At 41.4% G+C, this 15570-nt stretch carries 18 protein-coding genes; 4 read left to right on the plus strand and 14 right to left on the minus strand.

From position 1 onward, the window contains the following. Positions 1-120: 120 nt before the first annotated feature. The 3 genes from JOD18_RS12435 to JOD18_RS12445 all read right to left on the minus strand — a co-directional run bounded on the left by JOD18_RS12435 (position 121) and on the right by JOD18_RS12445 (position 3154). Complete coding sequence (locus tag JOD18_RS12435; protein WP_204669357.1) at positions 121-1143, minus strand: LacI family DNA-binding transcriptional regulator; 1023 nt, start codon at positions 1141-1143, stop codon at positions 121-123. Positions 1144-1555: 412 nt separating this feature from the next. Next, on the minus strand, positions 1556-2389 hold the full coding sequence (locus JOD18_RS12440; protein ID WP_204669358.1) for a sugar phosphate isomerase/epimerase family protein: 834 nt from the start codon (positions 2387-2389) through the stop codon (positions 1556-1558). A gap of 138 nt (positions 2390-2527) precedes the next feature. Further along, complete coding sequence (locus JOD18_RS12445; RefSeq protein WP_204669359.1) at positions 2528-3154, minus strand: NAD(P)H-dependent oxidoreductase; 627 nt, start codon at positions 3152-3154, stop codon at positions 2528-2530. Between the two features lie 121 nt (positions 3155-3275). On the opposite strand from JOD18_RS12445, the gene JOD18_RS12450 reads away from it, so the two are divergent. Beyond that, the gene (locus JOD18_RS12450; RefSeq protein ID WP_204669360.1) at positions 3276-3725 is read left to right on the plus strand and encodes a MarR family winged helix-turn-helix transcriptional regulator; all 450 of its coding nucleotides are present in this window, start codon (positions 3276-3278) and stop codon (positions 3723-3725) included. 35 nt (positions 3726-3760) lie between these two features. Here the strand turns inward: JOD18_RS12450 and JOD18_RS12455 are convergent, their stop codons facing one another. From JOD18_RS12455 to urtA, 11 genes are all read right to left on the minus strand, one after another. Continuing rightward, positions 3761-4522 carry an SDR family NAD(P)-dependent oxidoreductase gene (locus JOD18_RS12455; protein WP_204669361.1) on the minus strand — a complete coding sequence of 254 codons (762 nt, stop codon included), beginning with the start codon at positions 4520-4522 and terminating at the stop codon, positions 3761-3763. Positions 4523-4548: 26 nt separating this feature from the next. Continuing rightward, positions 4549-5265, minus strand: coding sequence for a sulfite exporter TauE/SafE family protein (locus JOD18_RS12460; protein WP_204669362.1), 717 nt, complete (start codon positions 5263-5265; stop codon positions 4549-4551). A gap of 81 nt (positions 5266-5346) precedes the next feature. Next, a complete protein-coding gene (locus JOD18_RS12465; protein WP_204669363.1) occupies positions 5347-6294 on the minus strand; it encodes an NADP-dependent oxidoreductase in 948 nt (315 codons plus the stop codon). Between the two features lie 266 nt (positions 6295-6560). Then, positions 6561-6779, minus strand: a complete 219-nt coding sequence (locus JOD18_RS12470; RefSeq protein WP_204669364.1) for a helix-turn-helix domain-containing protein — start codon at positions 6777-6779, stop codon at positions 6561-6563. 6 nt (positions 6780-6785) lie between these two features. Next, positions 6786-7406 (minus strand): DUF2975 domain-containing protein, encoded by a 621-nt coding sequence (locus tag JOD18_RS12475; RefSeq protein ID WP_204669365.1) that lies wholly within the window; start codon positions 7404-7406, stop codon positions 6786-6788. Between the two features lie 71 nt (positions 7407-7477). Further along, entirely contained in the window at positions 7478-7705 is a 228-nt protein-coding gene (locus tag JOD18_RS12480) for a type II toxin-antitoxin system RelB/DinJ family antitoxin (protein WP_204669366.1), read from the minus strand. A gap of 160 nt (positions 7706-7865) precedes the next feature. Beyond that, a complete protein-coding gene (gene urtE / locus JOD18_RS12485; RefSeq protein ID WP_204669367.1) occupies positions 7866-8558 on the minus strand; it encodes an urea ABC transporter ATP-binding subunit UrtE in 693 nt (230 codons plus the stop codon). Beyond that, complete coding sequence (gene urtD, locus JOD18_RS12490) at positions 8524-9333, minus strand: urea ABC transporter ATP-binding protein UrtD (protein WP_204669368.1); 810 nt, start codon at positions 9331-9333, stop codon at positions 8524-8526. Before urtD ends, urtE begins: the two co-directional genes overlap by 35 nt. Next, positions 9287-10369, minus strand: coding sequence for an urea ABC transporter permease subunit UrtC (gene urtC, locus JOD18_RS12495; protein ID WP_204669369.1), 1083 nt, complete (start codon positions 10367-10369; stop codon positions 9287-9289). Before urtC ends, urtD begins: the two co-directional genes overlap by 47 nt. Positions 10370-10460: 91 nt before the next feature. Continuing rightward, positions 10461-11363 carry an urea ABC transporter permease subunit UrtB gene (gene urtB, locus JOD18_RS12500; RefSeq protein WP_204669370.1) on the minus strand — a complete coding sequence of 301 codons (903 nt, stop codon included), beginning with the start codon at positions 11361-11363 and terminating at the stop codon, positions 10461-10463. A gap of 115 nt (positions 11364-11478) precedes the next feature. Beyond that, positions 11479-12780, minus strand: coding sequence for an urea ABC transporter substrate-binding protein (gene urtA / locus JOD18_RS12505; RefSeq protein WP_239588100.1), 1302 nt, complete (start codon positions 12778-12780; stop codon positions 11479-11481). 372 nt (positions 12781-13152) lie between these two features. Between urtA and ureA the strand changes: the two genes are divergently transcribed. The 3 genes from ureA to ureC are packed head-to-tail and all read left to right on the plus strand — an operon-like array spanning position 13153 to position 15553. Further along, complete coding sequence (ureA, locus tag JOD18_RS12510; protein WP_204669407.1) at positions 13153-13473, plus strand: urease subunit gamma; 321 nt, start codon at positions 13153-13155, stop codon at positions 13471-13473. Next, complete coding sequence (locus JOD18_RS12515) at positions 13470-13841, plus strand: urease subunit beta (RefSeq protein WP_204669371.1); 372 nt, start codon at positions 13470-13472, stop codon at positions 13839-13841. Before ureA ends, JOD18_RS12515 begins: the two co-directional genes overlap by 4 nt. Further along, complete coding sequence (gene ureC / locus JOD18_RS12520) at positions 13838-15553, plus strand: urease subunit alpha (protein ID WP_204669372.1); 1716 nt, start codon at positions 13838-13840, stop codon at positions 15551-15553. The genes JOD18_RS12515 and ureC overlap by 4 nt, the downstream gene beginning before the upstream one ends. Positions 15554-15570: the final 17 nt, after the last annotated feature.

Consider the following 15570-nt stretch of genomic DNA (forward strand, 5'->3'; position numbering starts at 1 on the left):
TTCAACTATAATAAAAACAAGCTTTATCAGGGTGCACTCCCATAATCCCCGGCTTCTTACCGCATAAGCCGGCTCTTCTAGGTCATTTGCACCATGATAAACGAAAAGCTTCTCCCTCATCTATGACCGCTTCATCGTCGATTTGCGAATATGGATAACTGGCGGTAAAATGACTTGCTGCCTTATCCCCGCCTCTTTCTCCTCTACCCGTTCAATCAACAGCTGTATACCTACTCGTCCGAATTCAATTGCCGGCTGAGCCGCTACTGTAAAAAACGGGTCAAAGTAAACAATAGGCTCTACCTCATCAAAACAAACAACTGATATGTCATCAGGCACGCTCAATCCAAGCTCCCGTAAACTTCTAATTGCACTTACCGCAATAAAGTTATTCGCTGCAAAAATAGCTGTCGGGCATTTATCTGCCTCTAAACTTAATAAACGTTTCAGAATCTCTTTCGCCTTACCTTCTTGGGCATGCTTATAATCCAATTCAGATAGATAGTGTTCATAGACTTCTAATCCATTTTGTTTTAATGTTTCTAAATAACCACGGGCACGTTCTCTTGCTGTGGATACATTGGCCGGTCCGTTAATCAGCGCAATATTTTGATGACCGTAGTCAATTAAATGCTGAACAAGCTGTTGAGTCCCTAAATAGCTGTCACCGATTACATAATCCCCTTCAAACCCTTCAATTGTTCGGTCAAGCAGCACCACCTGAATATTATGTTTCCTCAAGCGTTCCACCTGATCAATGGTCTTATCACTCGTTGGTGTGATCAATACCCCATCTACCCGAGCAGAAATCATCATATCAATATAATTGACTTCCTTATCACTATCCTCATCTGTATTACTTATCAACACGCGATAGCCTTTCTCTACAGCCACATCTTCAACTCCGCGGGCGATTTTGGAGAAGTATGGATTGGTAATATCGGTAAGAATAAGCCCTAGGGTTTTCGTTTGATTAGATGTCAAACTCCTTGCGGCTGCATTTGGTATGTAGCCTAATTCCTTAATAGCTCTTTCTACCTTTTCCCTCGTGGTTGCCTTAATGTTTATTGAGTTATTAATGACCCTAGATACCGTCATCGGTGATACATTCGCATATTTTGCAATATCATAAATAGTTACCATTCGTCATAACCCCATTCTAAGTACGTTATAACCCCAAGAATAGCGGTAACATTTAGAGATTGCAAGAGTTATACAATGATTCTGACAATTTTATTCATCTAATCAGTCACAAAACCACCATAATAGGAATTGCAGTAATTATATCATAAATTGTTATCGGTAACAAACAAAAGGTCGAGAAAAGCTTACATTACAAAATATATCGTTTGAAAATTTATCTACATGTGAATAGTTCATCAAACATATAAATTTTATAGTTATCCAATTACAGCTGCTTCTTGCCTGTGCGTCGATTCATTTTTATAAACAAAATTCAGGTTTGTTCTCAAATTTCCCTTAACTTCCAATCACACTTAAGAAAAACCAGCATAAAATCTGCTCGGTTTTTCTTAGGTTACACCTTTTGTGAAATTTATAACCGACCTAATTGCTCCTGAATAAAGGAGATACTTTTACTGATTTGGTCTTCTGATAAGCCATGCATAATTAAAGGAATCTCATCATAATCCTGTGACAGCAGAGATAAATAATAAGCATAGTCAAGAATCCCTTCTCCCGCTGCAACAAAATGCAGGCCTGGTTCATGAGCAATATCCTTGGCATGAGAAAGAACGATATCGTCACCTAATAGATCAAAGCCCTCCTGGATCGTGCCTTGCATATCATCATATTGATTAGGCTGAAATAAATTGGCTCCATCCATAATCACTTTGAGATAAGGAGACTGCATTTGATCGATAATTTCTTTGCAACGTTTGGCCGAATTCACTACATTGGAGGCTTCTGTTTCAATCGCTAAAACAATCTCATGCTCCTTCGCAATCTTCAAAGCCTGTTCCAAGCAGTTTGACATATCATGCCAAGCTTCTTCTGTCTGATTATCTGGATGCCACCGCCACATATTCTCTTCATCTCGTGATCCGGTGCATAGCGTAATAATTGGACTGCCCATAGACTTAGTCATAACAGCCAATGTTTGTAGCCTTTTTAAACCTTCTTCTCTGACTGCTTCATCTGGATGAGCCATATTAAATGTTCCAGATACCGCACTAATGTTAATATCATATTCTTCTGCTGCAAGATTAATCCGTTTTACCGCCTCCACATCAATTCTTTCAGGCAGCGTTGGCAACCCTACACTCGATAAATCTAATTGGACATGACGCAGATGATAGGATTGAATCGCTTGAAAGGTCTCTTCAATCGAATGGCGCTTAATGGTGTCTGTTAAAATGCCTAATTCCATGTTTATCTCAACCTCTCCACAAATTTGTTAAGGCTTTCATTTTTTTGCTTGACTTATTCTATTATAACAAATGCATTTTCTGATCGACAACTGTGCTTTGTTTTAAGATTGTCAACAAACTTAAAACAGCCGGATGATTTATAACATCTGGCTGTTTGGCATCTCGGCTTTTCTGCTCACTCCATTTATCTTTTTCATATAATGATATACCTTTTGTAATTGCTTGACTTGCTTTCCGTTCAACTCTTCCATATTTCCAAACTCAAAAAATTTGACTCTTTTGATACCTACAAAGCGGAATAAAGCTCTTTTCATTAGAATCTTGTGTGCATTATGCAGCCATACCAGCGGGTAGTACGTGGGGCCTTTCATCGTTGATACACAAACAGCTGATTTCCCCTTTAGCAGTCCTTCCGGAAATAACCCTCGTTTATCTTTATAGGCAAAATTAGCGGCAAACAGCTGGTCAATATAACCCAATAACATAGCTGGCGGTCTCCCCCACCAGATCGGATAAATGAACACCAGTTTATCTGCCCATGTTATTTGCTTCCTATACTTTTCCAAATCGGCATCTAGATGCATATTACGCCTTCTTTTCTGTCTATTAAATACTAAAGCCGGTTCAAAATCTTCTTGATATAGATCTAACACTTGGAAAGAAGTCACATTCGGATTTTCTTCACAAGCTCTGACTGTTTCCCGTAAAAAGGATCCATTCAAACTCCGATGATGAGGATAAGTAAATACGATTAAAACATTCATATTAGCACCCCTTAATTATCTTTTGATAACTAAATAGTACTCGTTTTATTTTTAATTATCAAATGATAATTGTTTATTGATAATTTATTTGCTATCTTAGGTAAGGAAAGGAAGGATATGCATGGAGAATTCATCACTATTCCATAAAATGGTAGCCTTTTCTGCTGCCGTTCATCAAACCACACATGAATGGACGCAAACAGTCCGTCCGGCAGCTCTGTCACCTGTTCAATATAAGATTCTTGAATATATTGCCGTTCATCCCACTGCCACACCCAGCGAGATTAATGATTGTATGCACATGTCGATGCCAAACACCAGTCGTGAACTGAAACATTTAACAGAGAAGCATTTAATAAAAAAAAGCACCAATACCAATGATCGGCGCAAACATTATATCCAGCTTTCTGACCAAGGAGAAAAAATAATGACAGAGGTTTTCGCTTCCATAGAAAATCATTTCCTAGCACGAATGCAGAACAACACATCGGAGGATCTTGCCAAAGTAGAGGACGCTATCGATCTATTGCAGGAGAAAATTTTTTATGATAAGCAGCGAAAAAGGCCTTAGCTGGTGTGTTTAAGCTATGGCCTTTTCTCTTTTACCTACACCCCAAACGTATTCCCGCCATTAACCGATAACGATTGTCCGGTGATAAAACTAGCTTTGTCGGAGGCGATAAATACTATCGTATTACTAATATCACTTGGCTCACCCATCCGCTGTAAAGGAACTTGGTTTTGATACTGTGCCAATACATCAACGGCAACCTCTTCATGCCTTTCGACAGGGATAAAGCCGGGGTTAATTAAGTTCACTGTAATTCCAAATGGGCCAAGTTCACTCGCCCACGAACGTGTCATTCCTATTTGAGCAGATTTGGCCGTTACGTAATTTGCAAAATGGGCATTGCCTAGTTGCACGACTTCACTGCCAATATTAATAATCCGGCCTGACTTCTTCATTTTCATTCCTGGCAGGACAGCCTTTGTTAATAATAACGGAGCCTTCACAAAAAAATCGAGTTGGTCTAGATAATCAGACCATGTACTCTCGTCAATCGAAACCTCTGGCTGCGGACCTGTTGCATTATTCACCAAAATATCTATTGTACCGCCTGCCTCTGCCTCCGCACGCCGAACGAGATTATCTACTGCCTCTTCGTCTGTAATATCGCCTTGGATCGCTACAGCCTGGCCGCCAAGCTCACGAATCAGTTCCACTGTTTGTTCAGCATCTGCCTGATTATTGGCATAATTCACCGCTACAATCGCCCCTGCTTCTGCCAGTGCGATACTAATACTCTTCCCTAATCCTCTGGAACCGCCTGTAACCAAAGCAATTTTACCTGCTAATAAATCTGTCATCTAAAAACCTCCTATTCTCTTCAAAGTCATGCGATACTTTCTAACAATAAATATATCCCTGTAAATAATAACAAGATATACGTCAAGAGACGAAAAAAACCTGCGCTCATTTTCTTAAACATCAGCTGTCCGGTAATTAATCCTGCCGCTACAATAGGCAAGGCAAGAAGGCTGGACAGCCATACCGTCTGATTGGTACTGGCAAATAGAACTTGCACCGCCAAGCTGGCCGAATAAATAAACAAATAATAACCTAGTGTTGTAGCCCGCAGCGTTTCCTTCGTTGTATCTGTACCGGAAAAATACAACAATAACGGCGGACCAGGCATACCAATGCTGGTAGTCAATGTACCAGATAGCCCTCCTACTATAAGATCACGCTTATTACTTTGACGCAGCCGCCACTTACACATCAACAATACGGTCAATAATAGAATAATAATACTTACCGCTAGTTTCAGGCTATTGATTTGAATAGCAAGAAAAATATATATCCCCAGCAGCAAACCGGGCAAACTGCCGATAATAAACCGTTTAAGAATGCCGATATCCAGGTCTTTTTGAATTTTAATAATTAAAGCACAGGATATCACTAACGACAGCACTAAATTAATTTGGATCGCTTCCATCGGCTGGAAGATTAACAACAAAAACGGTGTTGCCAAAATCGAGAAACCAAAGCCCGTACTTGTCTGTAACACCGAGGCAATAAAAATAATTAAAACAAAAAAGATTGTTTCCATATAAACCTGCTTTCCTTGCAATATCCATCTATTTTGCTATTTGTATTTTATCCCCTGCCCTAAAGCAGGCAGGGCTGTAACTTATGTTTCACTGCTAATCACAATTTTCCCAACGGCATGATGGCCTTCACTTAATTCGTGAGCTTGATAGATTCCACTCTCTGTTAAAGGAAAAGACTGAGCGATCACACTTCTGATTTTCTTCTGTTCGAGCAAATCAGCTAGGATGGCTAATTGTTCACCATTCGGTTCCAGCCACATACTCTTCGCTGTCACTTGTTTAGTCTTTGCCAATTCTTGATCTGGTTCCTGCAGCACGGAAATCAACCGCCCGCTGCCTTCCTTCAGAATCGGAAAGCTTTCCTCTTGCGTGTCACCACCGATTGTATCGAGCACTAAATCTATATCGGTTAATAGTTCCTGGAGATTTATCGTACGGTAATCAATCACTTGATCAGCGCCCAGCTTATATAATAATTCATGATTTTTCAGACTAGCCGTAGTATAAACAAATGCACCTGCCTGTTTCGCTAACTGAACAGCATAACTGCCCACCCCGCCTGCACCAGCATGAATAAGAACTTGTTCACCCTTTTTTAATTGACCATGATCAAACAAGGCTTGATATGCCGTCAATCCTGCCAAAGGTACAGCTGCAGCTTCTTCGAACGTGATATGGACGGGCTTCTTAGCCAATAAGTGATCATCCACGATGGTAAACTGTGCATACGTACCGAACCTTGTGGTCTCTGGGCGTGCAAATACTTCATCACCCACCTGCCAATTGCTTACTTCAGATCCTACAGCTTCAATAACCCCTGCTACATCCCATCCGAGAATAATTGGAAACTCCCAATCCAGTTTCTGCTGCAGATATCCTTCACGAAGCTTCCAATCAATCGGATTAACGGAGGTAGCTTTGGTACGGACCATCACTTGATGCGCCCCTAGTTCGGGCAAGGTAACCTCTCCCTCTGTGAGCACCTCTTTGCCACCGTATTCGTTAATGATTACCGCCTTTGTCTTCATGTATATCACTCCATTCGTTTTTCAGCAAAATCAGCATTTAATTGAAATTTATCATATCAATCCATCTTTGTACTGTCCATTAAACCGCATTCATTTGATTGAAAAACGAGAAGTACACATAGTCCTTCCCCTGTTAGTCAAGCTTCGAGAGGCCGTTTTGTACAGATACAGCCTTCTGCTGGAGGGTCAGCTCGCCCTGTCCTTGCTGAGATCGACTTCCCTCCGCTTTCATTCTTTTTTTGTCACTGCTTCTTAATAAACGGAACTTATGCTTCCTCTTCATCTGCCACATATTCTAATATGTCACCTGGCTGACAATTGAGTGTCTTGCATATTGCCTCCAAAGTGGAGAAGCGGACTGCCTTCACATTTCCAGTCTTCAATTTTGATAAGTTAACATTCGAAACTCCTGTTTTTTTCGCTAAATCATTTAATTTCATTTTTCGATCGGCCAACATGCGATCCAGCCGAGTAATAATAGCCATGAGACATCACACCGTTTCATCTGATTCTTCTTGAAGACTGAGACCATACTGAAAAACTTGCGCCACGATTAAAAGTAATAATCCAGTAAAGAAGGAAAAGTAGTGAAATATTGCTGCTACCCCTATGCTCAACGTTTGTGTCACGAACACTGTCATCGCTAAGTTTATAATTAATTTGGCGAAAAATCCATAAAAGAGCAAAACAAACGCTAATTTTTTCAGACAATTCACATTTTGTGCTGAAAAAGGGGTTGACCCTTCTGCGATAGAGGTCAATATAGTTTTCACCTGCTTGATTCCATATAACAAAGGTAAGGCAGATGTCGAACCATAGAAAATCATATAGGTAATATAAGCTGACTGGATGTCAAACATTTGTGATCCAAGTGTCGGCAAGATTTCAAACGGAATAATTGCTGTAAAAAAAACAAACTCCCATTGTCCGCTTATCCACCAACTATCTACCCCTGATTTCGCCTCAAAGACAGACTCCGGCAGGAACAGTGCCCAAACAGAAAGCCCGACCGTATAAATCAGAAACACGATCACGAGTCCTGTCCCCACCTGAAGCATCTTCCACATGGTTTTTGACCTGTTTCGCATCCTGGTTACCATTACTTGATCCATCACTAGCATCCCCTTATCATGATTTGGTTAGTTCCATTGTAAAGGGGGGATTTATATTATTCAATAATAAATTAATAATAATCGTTAATTTGGATATCATAACCAGCAGTCTTTTCTTCAAGCCATTCTTCTAATGTATGTATCTTTTCCATCTGTATAGCAAACGGAAATCCATTTTTATTGACCGACATGTTCAAAAATATTTTAATCGCTTCATTTGTCCTAGTTCCCAATGCCTTAAACAACTTATCTGATTTTTCCTTTAAAGAATCTTCTACACGAACTTGAATATTTTTCATTTCTCTCACCTCCCCATTGTATCAATGCATTATTATTAAATATGCAATTAAATCGCATTATTCAATACACCCAAATTCTTATAACCCAATCTTTCATCAAAAAAAAGAACTCGCTTCCATGCTGTGCACGGAAGGAGCTTCACCTGATTTTTATCACTGTTTACACACTCAGCAACTGACCAACTTGTTCTTCAATCAATTCTGATCCTTCATAAACAACCCGGCCCTTATCAACAATATAAAAGTAATCGGCCACACTTTTGGCAAAGTCAAAGCTTTGCTCGACTAATAAAATAGATGTTTCTGATTGTTTCTGTTTGATCTCCTTAATGACATGCTGAATATCTTCCACAATGTTAGGCTGGATTCCCTCGGTCGGTTCATCCAGTAACAACAAGGAAGGCTTAGAGACAAGGGCACGAGCAATAGCCAACTGTTGCTGTTGCCCTCCGCTTAAATCACCGCCGCGGCGATCTTTCATTTCTTTTAAAACAGGGAAATATTGATAAATTTCTTCATCAATACTCTGCTTTTTGTTTTTGCTTGCTTCCATCCCTAATATAATATTCTCATAGACAGTCAGCTGCGGAAAAATATCCCTTCCTTGCGGTACAAAACCAAATCCTTTTCTGGCACGATAGTTGGCTGGTTTATTAGTGATTTCCTCCCCCTGATATATAATTTGTCCTTTCACGTTCTGTAAGATACCCATTATTGCCTTGATAATTGTCGTCTTGCCTACCCCATTACGTCCCATCAAGCAGACGACATCGCCTTTCTTTACTTGTAACGATACATCCCGAATGACGATACTCTCCTCATACGACACTTCGAGCTGCTGGAGTTGAAGCATCTGCCGTATCCCCCTTACGTCCTAAGTAAACTTCCATTACTCGTTCGTTACCCTGAATGTCGTCCATTGTACCTTCACAGAGCAATTGCCCCTCATGCATAACTGTCACTTTTTCAGAGTATTTTCTAACAAACTCCATATCATGCTCTACAACAATAATCGCGCACTTTTCCTTCATCTTTAATAGCAGTTCACCAGTTTTCTCTTCTTCCTCTTCGGTCATACCAGCGATTGGTTCATCTAACATAAGTAAACTCGGCTTCTGCATCATCACCATTCCCATTTCCAGCCATTGCTTCTGACCATGGGACAGTAAACGTGCCTGCTCATCTTTTTGTTCAGATAAGCCAATTAATGCTAGCATTTCTTTTATTTCTGCGTCTTTCTCTTGATTCGGTTTGGCACGTAAAATATGAGATAGCCGTTTATCCTGCTTCATCGACAGCTCTAGGTTCTCCCACACCGTTAAATTGCCAAACACAGACGGAGCCTGAAACTTCCGCCCAACTCCTTTGCGGACAATCTCAAATTCTTTTAATTTACTTAGGTCATGCTTTTCTTTCAATATCAACGACCCCTCGCTCTCCCTCGTCTTTCCACAAACAAGATCCAAAAATGTAGTTTTGCCTGCACCATTAGGTCCAATCAGAAAGTGCAGTTCCCCTTCACGAACCATAAATGAGAAATCCTTCACCGCAAAGAATGCCCCAAATTTCACCGATGTATTTTTAGCTTGCAGAATAATCTGCTTTGCTGTTTGTTTGCCCTTTTTCATTTGAATTCCTCCTCTTCAATTTCTTTCCTAAGCTCATTAATCCACCTGGCAAAAAGATAACAACAATGACAAAGACTGCCCCAAGAAAATACAACCAGATGTCTGGATACGATTCACTAAAGAAAGTCTTGGCGGAATTGGTTAAGATCGCTCCAATGACTGGCCCAATTAAAGTTCCCCGTCCGCCAATGGCAACCCATAGAATCATTTCAATCGATGGGATAATGCCAATTTGTGTCGGTGATATAATACCAACCTGCATGACAAACAGCATTCCTGCTAAACCAGCAATACCTGCCGAAATCGTGAAAACCAATACCTTGAACATTGATGTATCATAGCCAGAGAAACGGAGACGGTTTTCACCATCACGAATGGCAATTAAGGCCTTCCCAAAAAGACTGTTTATCAATCGGCTGCAAATCAGCAAAATAATCACCAAACAACCTAAAGTAACATAGTAAATCACTCTTTGCGTAGCTGGATCGGATAAAGAAAAACCGAAAATAGTCGAAAAGCCAGTTAATCCATTAGTCCCGCCAGTGACATCCTGCCGACTGATTAATAACGTCACTGTTACCATTACAAGCGCTTGGGTCAAGATGGTAAAATACACATCCTGAATCCGATTGCGAAAGGTAAAAAAACCCAAAATTACAGCGATGATCATCGGTACTATGATTCCTGCTAAAATAGCTATCACTGGATGTTGCAGTACCGTCCAGAACCATGGCAGTTCTGTCATACCACTCCACATCATAAAATCTGGAAGACCGCCTGAGGAAGCCTCCATCTTCAGGTGAATTCCCATAATGTAAGCACCCAGCCCAAAAAATATACCATGACCTAAACTAAGCACCCCCATATAGCCCCATAATAAGTCCAAACCAATAACCAGAATGGCAAAAGCCAAATAACGGCCTAAGAGATTCACTCGAAAATCCGATAAAACAAATGGTAAGAGAATAAGAAGAATAACTAAAGCTAACAAAAGCCACTTTCGGCTGATCATATAATTGGCCACCACAGACTTCATGATTGTTCCCCTTTCCTTTCTGTTCAAAAAACGATAACTTTCTCATTTGACAGGTTACTCGTCAAGCAAGTCTGTACCCTGAGGTGTACCTTTAATCAAGCGAACGAGTGCGTAATGAGAATAGTCCTGACGGGCGCCATTGCAGGAATAAAACAATTAATACAAAGATTAATACCTTTCCCATAGAGGCATCTGTCCAATATTCAAATAAGGTATTCATCACTCCAACACCGAATGCACTCACTACAGTCCCAACTAACATCCCAACTCCTCCTACTACAACCACCATAAAAGCATCCACAATATAGTAAGTTCCAATCGCTGGGCCAATGGGACCGATTAATGTTAAGATTGCACCGGCTACCCCTGCTATACCTGCCCCAATCGCAAAAGTAGTGATATCGACACGTCTAGTTGAAATCCCCACACAGCTAGCCATTTCGCGATTTTGCATAACAGCCCGGGTACGACGTCCACTGTTTGTTTTATACAAATAGAAGGCCAGAATCAGGAGACAGACAACCACAAGACCGATAATAAATATTCGTGTGACCGGTACTGTCATACCAAACACATTCATCCCTCCTTCTAAAAAGGAAGGACTTACTATCCCTACATTTGGTGCACCGAATATTGAACGAGCGGTCTGCTGTAAAATAAGACCTACCCCAAACGTCGCTAGCAGACTATCCAATGGCCGGCCATATAAATGGCGGATAACTGTATACTCTAATAACATTCCAACTAATGCAGCAACAATAAATGCACAAGGTATCGCCAGAATAAAATAAAGATCAAATAATCCTGCCGGCATATACTGTGTAAAAATCGTTTGCATGACATAGGTAGTGTAAGCTCCAATCATAATCAACTCACCATGTGCCATATTAATGACTTTCATTAATCCAAATGTTATGGCCAATCCCAAAGCTATCAACAACAAAATAGATCCTAAACTTAAACCGTTAAAAGCCTGTATGAGAATTGCTTCCATTCCCAGTCACATCCCTTATTGAATTTCTGAGTTTGCAAGTTTTATACAAACTAACTGTCTGGCGAACTGCTGTTAAAACAGTCCACCGGTTTTTAAACAGCTTTATATACAGAATTTACTCTCCAGCTAATGTCCCGCTGATATCACTTGCCCAATCATATTCTTCCAAGAATGGATCTGGTTTTACAGGCTCATCGGAATTCCATACTTCCGTAAATTGACCATCCTCTCCAACTTCCCCAATCCGTACGGTTTTATAGACGTGTTGATTATCGCTATCAATCACAACCGGACCGCCTGGTGCATTAAACTCAATCGCCGCAGCTTCCCGTACAGCGTCAACTTCTGTCGTACCAGCTGCCTCGACTGCCTGTGCCCATAAATGAACCATAAAGTATCCAGCCTCAATCGGGTCACCTGTTACACGATCATCACCATATGCTTCCTTATACTTAGCTACAAATTCTTCATTTTCCGGTGTATCTGTTGTTTGATAGTAATTCCAGCTTGCATAATGCCCAGCTAAAACATCCGCTCCAATCCCGCGTATCTCTTCCTCGGCGACACTGACAGATAATACCGTTACATCATCTGAGGTAATACCTGCATCTGCTAACTGCTTAAAAAAGGCTACATTACTATCACCATTCAAGGTATTGAAAATTACTTCTGGTTCTGATTCACGAATACGAGAAATAACAGTATTGTAATCAGTATGCCCAAGTGGCGTATACTGTTCATCCACTAATGCCGCGCCATTTTCCTCCAGCTGTGCCTTGATAATTTGGTTAGCGACACGCGGGAATACATAATCAGAGCCAAGCAAGAAAAACTCTGTTCCTTCATTTTCCAGCAGCCAATCTACTGCTGGGACGATTTGCTGGTTTGGAGCTGCACCTGCATAAAAGATATTTGGAGAAGCTTCCATCCCTTCATATTGAACAGGATAAAATAATAGTCCATTGTTATCTTCTACAACCGGCAGCATGGCCTTTCTGCTTGCTGATGTCCACCCGCCAAAAATAACATCCACCTCATCTTGCTGTAATAATTTCGCTGCACGTTCTGAAAAAATATTTGGTTCCGAAGCGCCATCCTCTACAATTGGTACCAGTTCTTTGCCTAGTACACCACCTGCCTCGTTTATTTCTTTAATCGCCAGCATTTCCGCCTCATAAACCGAGGTCTCACTCATAGCCATCGTACCGCTTAAGGAGTGAAGAATCCCGACCGGAATCTGTTCTGACTCATCAATATTAACTTCTTCTCCAGTTTCAGAAGGGTGCATTTGTGCCTCAGCTTGGTCAGAGGCTGCTTCTCCCCCATCTCCACAAGCTGTTAACATGAGTAGGAAACATACTAATCCTATGAACCCTGCTATTAATCTTGTATGCTCTGTCTTTTTACCCTTTTTCATATATAACCTCTCCTTTTCCCTTCATAACAACTCCAACAATAGCAAAGGTTTCAGACAGCCAGCAATAAACATGTAAGAAAAGTTAACAGGTTTTTTCTTACATGTTCAGCTGCTTTATTTGAAAAAACGTCTTCTTAGCGACTACAAATGGTCAATTAATCAAATCAATATTTAGTTTCACTGATTCTGAACTGCTTTTTATTTTTGAAATACTGATAGGAGAATTTTCCTGATGGATGCCACAGCCCCTTTCGTTTTCATGTCAAATAATCTAACAAGTTTATTGTTATCTTTTAATAGCTGGGATACACTTTTGTTTGATTCTTCAGATAATACAGATGAAAAACTTACATAGCAGGTGAGGTGAAAAACATGATATTATCGCCCATTGAAAAGGAGAAGCTATTTCTTTTTATGGCCGGAGAATTGGCGAAGCAACGAAAAGAGAACGGACTTAAGCTTAACTATCCAGAAACTGCCGCGATCCTCAGCTGTTTTATTCTGGAAGGCGCCCGAGCCGGGAAAACTGTCGCCGCCTTAATGAAAGAGGGAAAACATGTACTAACCAGTGACGATGTAATGGAGGGAATCCCTGAAATGCTGGATCAAATACAAGTAGAAGCAACATTTCCAGACGGAACCAAGCTCGTCACGATACATGAACCAATTCAAGCAGGAGGTATGGAATCATGATACCTGGAGAAATAAGAACACCGAACCAAACGATTAAATTAAATCATAACCGGCGAAAAGAAAAAATACGTGTAGCCAATAGCGGGGACCGACCTATTCAAGTGGGCTCTCACTATCATTTCGCTGAAGTAAATCGAGATTTGTTATTTGAACGTTCCCAAGCCTATGGCATGCGCTTGAATATAGCATCAGGAACGGCAACCCGCTTTGAACCTGGCGAGGAGAAAATCGTTGAACTGGTAGAAATAGGTGGTGATAAAGCTGTTTATGGTTTCCATGGTTTAGTCGAAGGTAATCTTGAACAGCGCCGCGATAAGGTAATAAAAGCAGTTACCAGCTTCTCTGCTAGACAGTGTGGTGAGTCATGAAAATATCACGTAACCAATACGCTGGATTATATGGCCCAACAACAGGAGATAAGGTACGACTCGCTGATACAGCCCTCTGGCTTGAAGTCGAGAAAGACTTTACCACCTATGGAGATGAATCAAAGTTTGGCGGCGGCAAGGTGCTACGTGACGGCATGGGTCAAAGCGGAACACATACACGGGATGAAGGGGTCCTAGACCTTATTCTAACAAACGCAACCATCATCGATTACACGGGAATTATCAAAGCAGATATCGGCATTAAAGATGGCCGCATCGCTGCAATCGGCAAAGGCGGAAATCCGCATATGATGAATGGAGTCGACACGAATATGATTGTCGGTGTCAGCACAGAAGTCATTGCTGCCGAAGGATTGATCGTAACTGCAGGAGGAATCGACGCCCATATCCATTTCATTAGCCCACAGCAAATAGAAACAGCGATCGCTTCTGGTATAACAACCATGATTGGCGGCGGCACTGGACCGGCGACCGGATCCAAGGCGACCACCTGCACCCCAGGCAGTTGGAATATTCACCGCATGTTAGAAGCAGCCGAAGCCTTCCCTGTTAATCTTGGCTTTCTCGGCAAGGGGAATGGTTCGACTCATCAGCCGTTACGCGAACAAGTTGAAGCAGGGGCGATTGGGTTAAAGTTACATGAAGACTGGGGTTCTACACCAGCGGCGATTCGAGCATGTCTCGATGTAGCAGATGAAATGGATATCCAGGTGGCGATTCATACTGACACCTTAAATGAAGCAGGGTTTCTGGAAGATACCGTTGCCGCTATCGGTAATCGTGTCATCCATACTTACCATACCGAAGGCGCTGGAGGCGGGCATGCCCCAGACATTATAAAAATTGCCGCATTGCCGAATATATTACCATCATCCACCAATCCAACTCGTCCCTTTACCATCAATACAATTGATGAACATCTCGATATGCTGATGGTTTGCCATCACTTAGATCCGAAAGTACCTGAAGATGTTGCCTTTGCGGATTCCAGAATACGACCTGAAACGATTGCTGCAGAGGATATTTTTCATGACTTAGGTATCATCAGCATGATCTCCTCCGATTCCCAAGCTATGGGACGTGTCGGTGAGGTCGTGATTCGCACATGGCAGACCGCAGATAAAATGAAGCAGCAGTTTGGAGCACTTGTCGAAGACCAAGGTGCTGATAATGATAACGAACGAATTAAACGCTATGTGGCCAAATATACGATCAATCCAGCGATTACCCATGGTATTGATCATGAAGTGGGATCGATTGAAGTAGGAAAATTAGCTGATCTTGTCTTATGGGACCCTCGTTTCTTTGGTGTAAAACCGGAGTTGATACTCAAGGGAGGACTTATCGCCCATGGACAAATGGGGGATCCAAATGCCTCTATTCCCACCCCGCAGCCAGTGATGCAGCGTCCGATGTTTGCCAATTTCGGCAAGGCAGTCTTTGAAACATCGCTGACGTTTCTGTCACAGCCGGCTTATGACAAGAAGATTCACATACAATTGGGACTGCAAAAGAAAATTGGGGTGGTAAAAGGATGTCGTACACTTTCAAAGGCAGATATGAAACGAAACAATGCCACTCCGGTGATTGAAGTAAACCCAGAAACATATGCAGTAAAAGTCAACGGTCAGCTAGTCACCTGCGAACCACTGGAGCATGTCGCTTTAGCCCAAAGATACTTTTTGTTCTAAAATTATATTATATAAAA

The organism is Gracilibacillus alcaliphilus (assembly GCF_016909015.1).
In the GTDB taxonomy this organism is placed as follows: Bacteria; Bacillota; Bacilli; order Bacillales; family Amphibacillaceae; genus Gracilibacillus; species Gracilibacillus alcaliphilus.

Bases quoted from the DNA above. Each gene is read 5' to 3' on its own strand.
- JOD18_RS12435 (WP_204669357.1), bottom strand. From the start codon at position 1,143: ATGGTAACTATTTATGATATTGCAAAATATGCGAATGTATCACCGATG.
- JOD18_RS12440 (WP_204669358.1), bottom strand. From the start codon at position 2,389: ATGGAATTAGGCATTTTAACAGACACCATTAAGCGCCATTCGATTGAA.
- JOD18_RS12445 (WP_204669359.1), bottom strand. From the start codon at position 3,154: ATGAATGTTTTAATCGTATTTACTTATCCTCATCATCGGAGTTTGAAT.
- JOD18_RS12450 (WP_204669360.1), top strand. From the start codon at position 3,276: ATGGAGAATTCATCACTATTCCATAAAATGGTAGCCTTTTCTGCTGCC.
- JOD18_RS12455 (WP_204669361.1), bottom strand. From the start codon at position 4,522: ATGACAGATTTATTAGCAGGTAAAATTGCTTTGGTTACAGGCGGTTCC.
- JOD18_RS12460 (WP_204669362.1), bottom strand. From the start codon at position 5,265: ATGGAAACAATCTTTTTTGTTTTAATTATTTTTATTGCCTCGGTGTTA.
- JOD18_RS12465 (WP_204669363.1), bottom strand. From the start codon at position 6,294: ATGAAGACAAAGGCGGTAATCATTAACGAATACGGTGGCAAAGAGGTG.
- JOD18_RS12470 (WP_204669364.1), bottom strand. From the start codon at position 6,779: ATGGCTATTATTACTCGGCTGGATCGCATGTTGGCCGATCGAAAAATG.
- JOD18_RS12475 (WP_204669365.1), bottom strand. From the start codon at position 7,406: ATGGATCAAGTAATGGTAACCAGGATGCGAAACAGGTCAAAAACCATG.
- JOD18_RS12480 (WP_204669366.1), bottom strand. From the start codon at position 7,705: ATGAAAAATATTCAAGTTCGTGTAGAAGATTCTTTAAAGGAAAAATCA.
- urtE (WP_204669367.1), bottom strand. From the start codon at position 8,558: ATGCTTCAACTCCAGCAGCTCGAAGTGTCGTATGAGGAGAGTATCGTC.
- urtD (WP_204669368.1), bottom strand. From the start codon at position 9,333: ATGAAAAAGGGCAAACAAACAGCAAAGCAGATTATTCTGCAAGCTAAA.
- urtC (WP_204669369.1), bottom strand. From the start codon at position 10,369: ATGAAGTCTGTGGTGGCCAATTATATGATCAGCCGAAAGTGGCTTTTG.
- urtB (WP_204669370.1), bottom strand. From the start codon at position 11,363: ATGGAAGCAATTCTCATACAGGCTTTTAACGGTTTAAGTTTAGGATCT.
- urtA (WP_239588100.1), bottom strand. From the start codon at position 12,780: ATGAAAAAGGGTAAAAAGACAGAGCATACAAGATTAATAGCAGGGTTC.
- ureA (WP_204669407.1), top strand. From the start codon at position 13,153: ATGATATTATCGCCCATTGAAAAGGAGAAGCTATTTCTTTTTATGGCC.
- JOD18_RS12515 (WP_204669371.1), top strand. From the start codon at position 13,470: ATGATACCTGGAGAAATAAGAACACCGAACCAAACGATTAAATTAAAT.
- ureC (WP_204669372.1), top strand. From the start codon at position 13,838: ATGAAAATATCACGTAACCAATACGCTGGATTATATGGCCCAACAACA.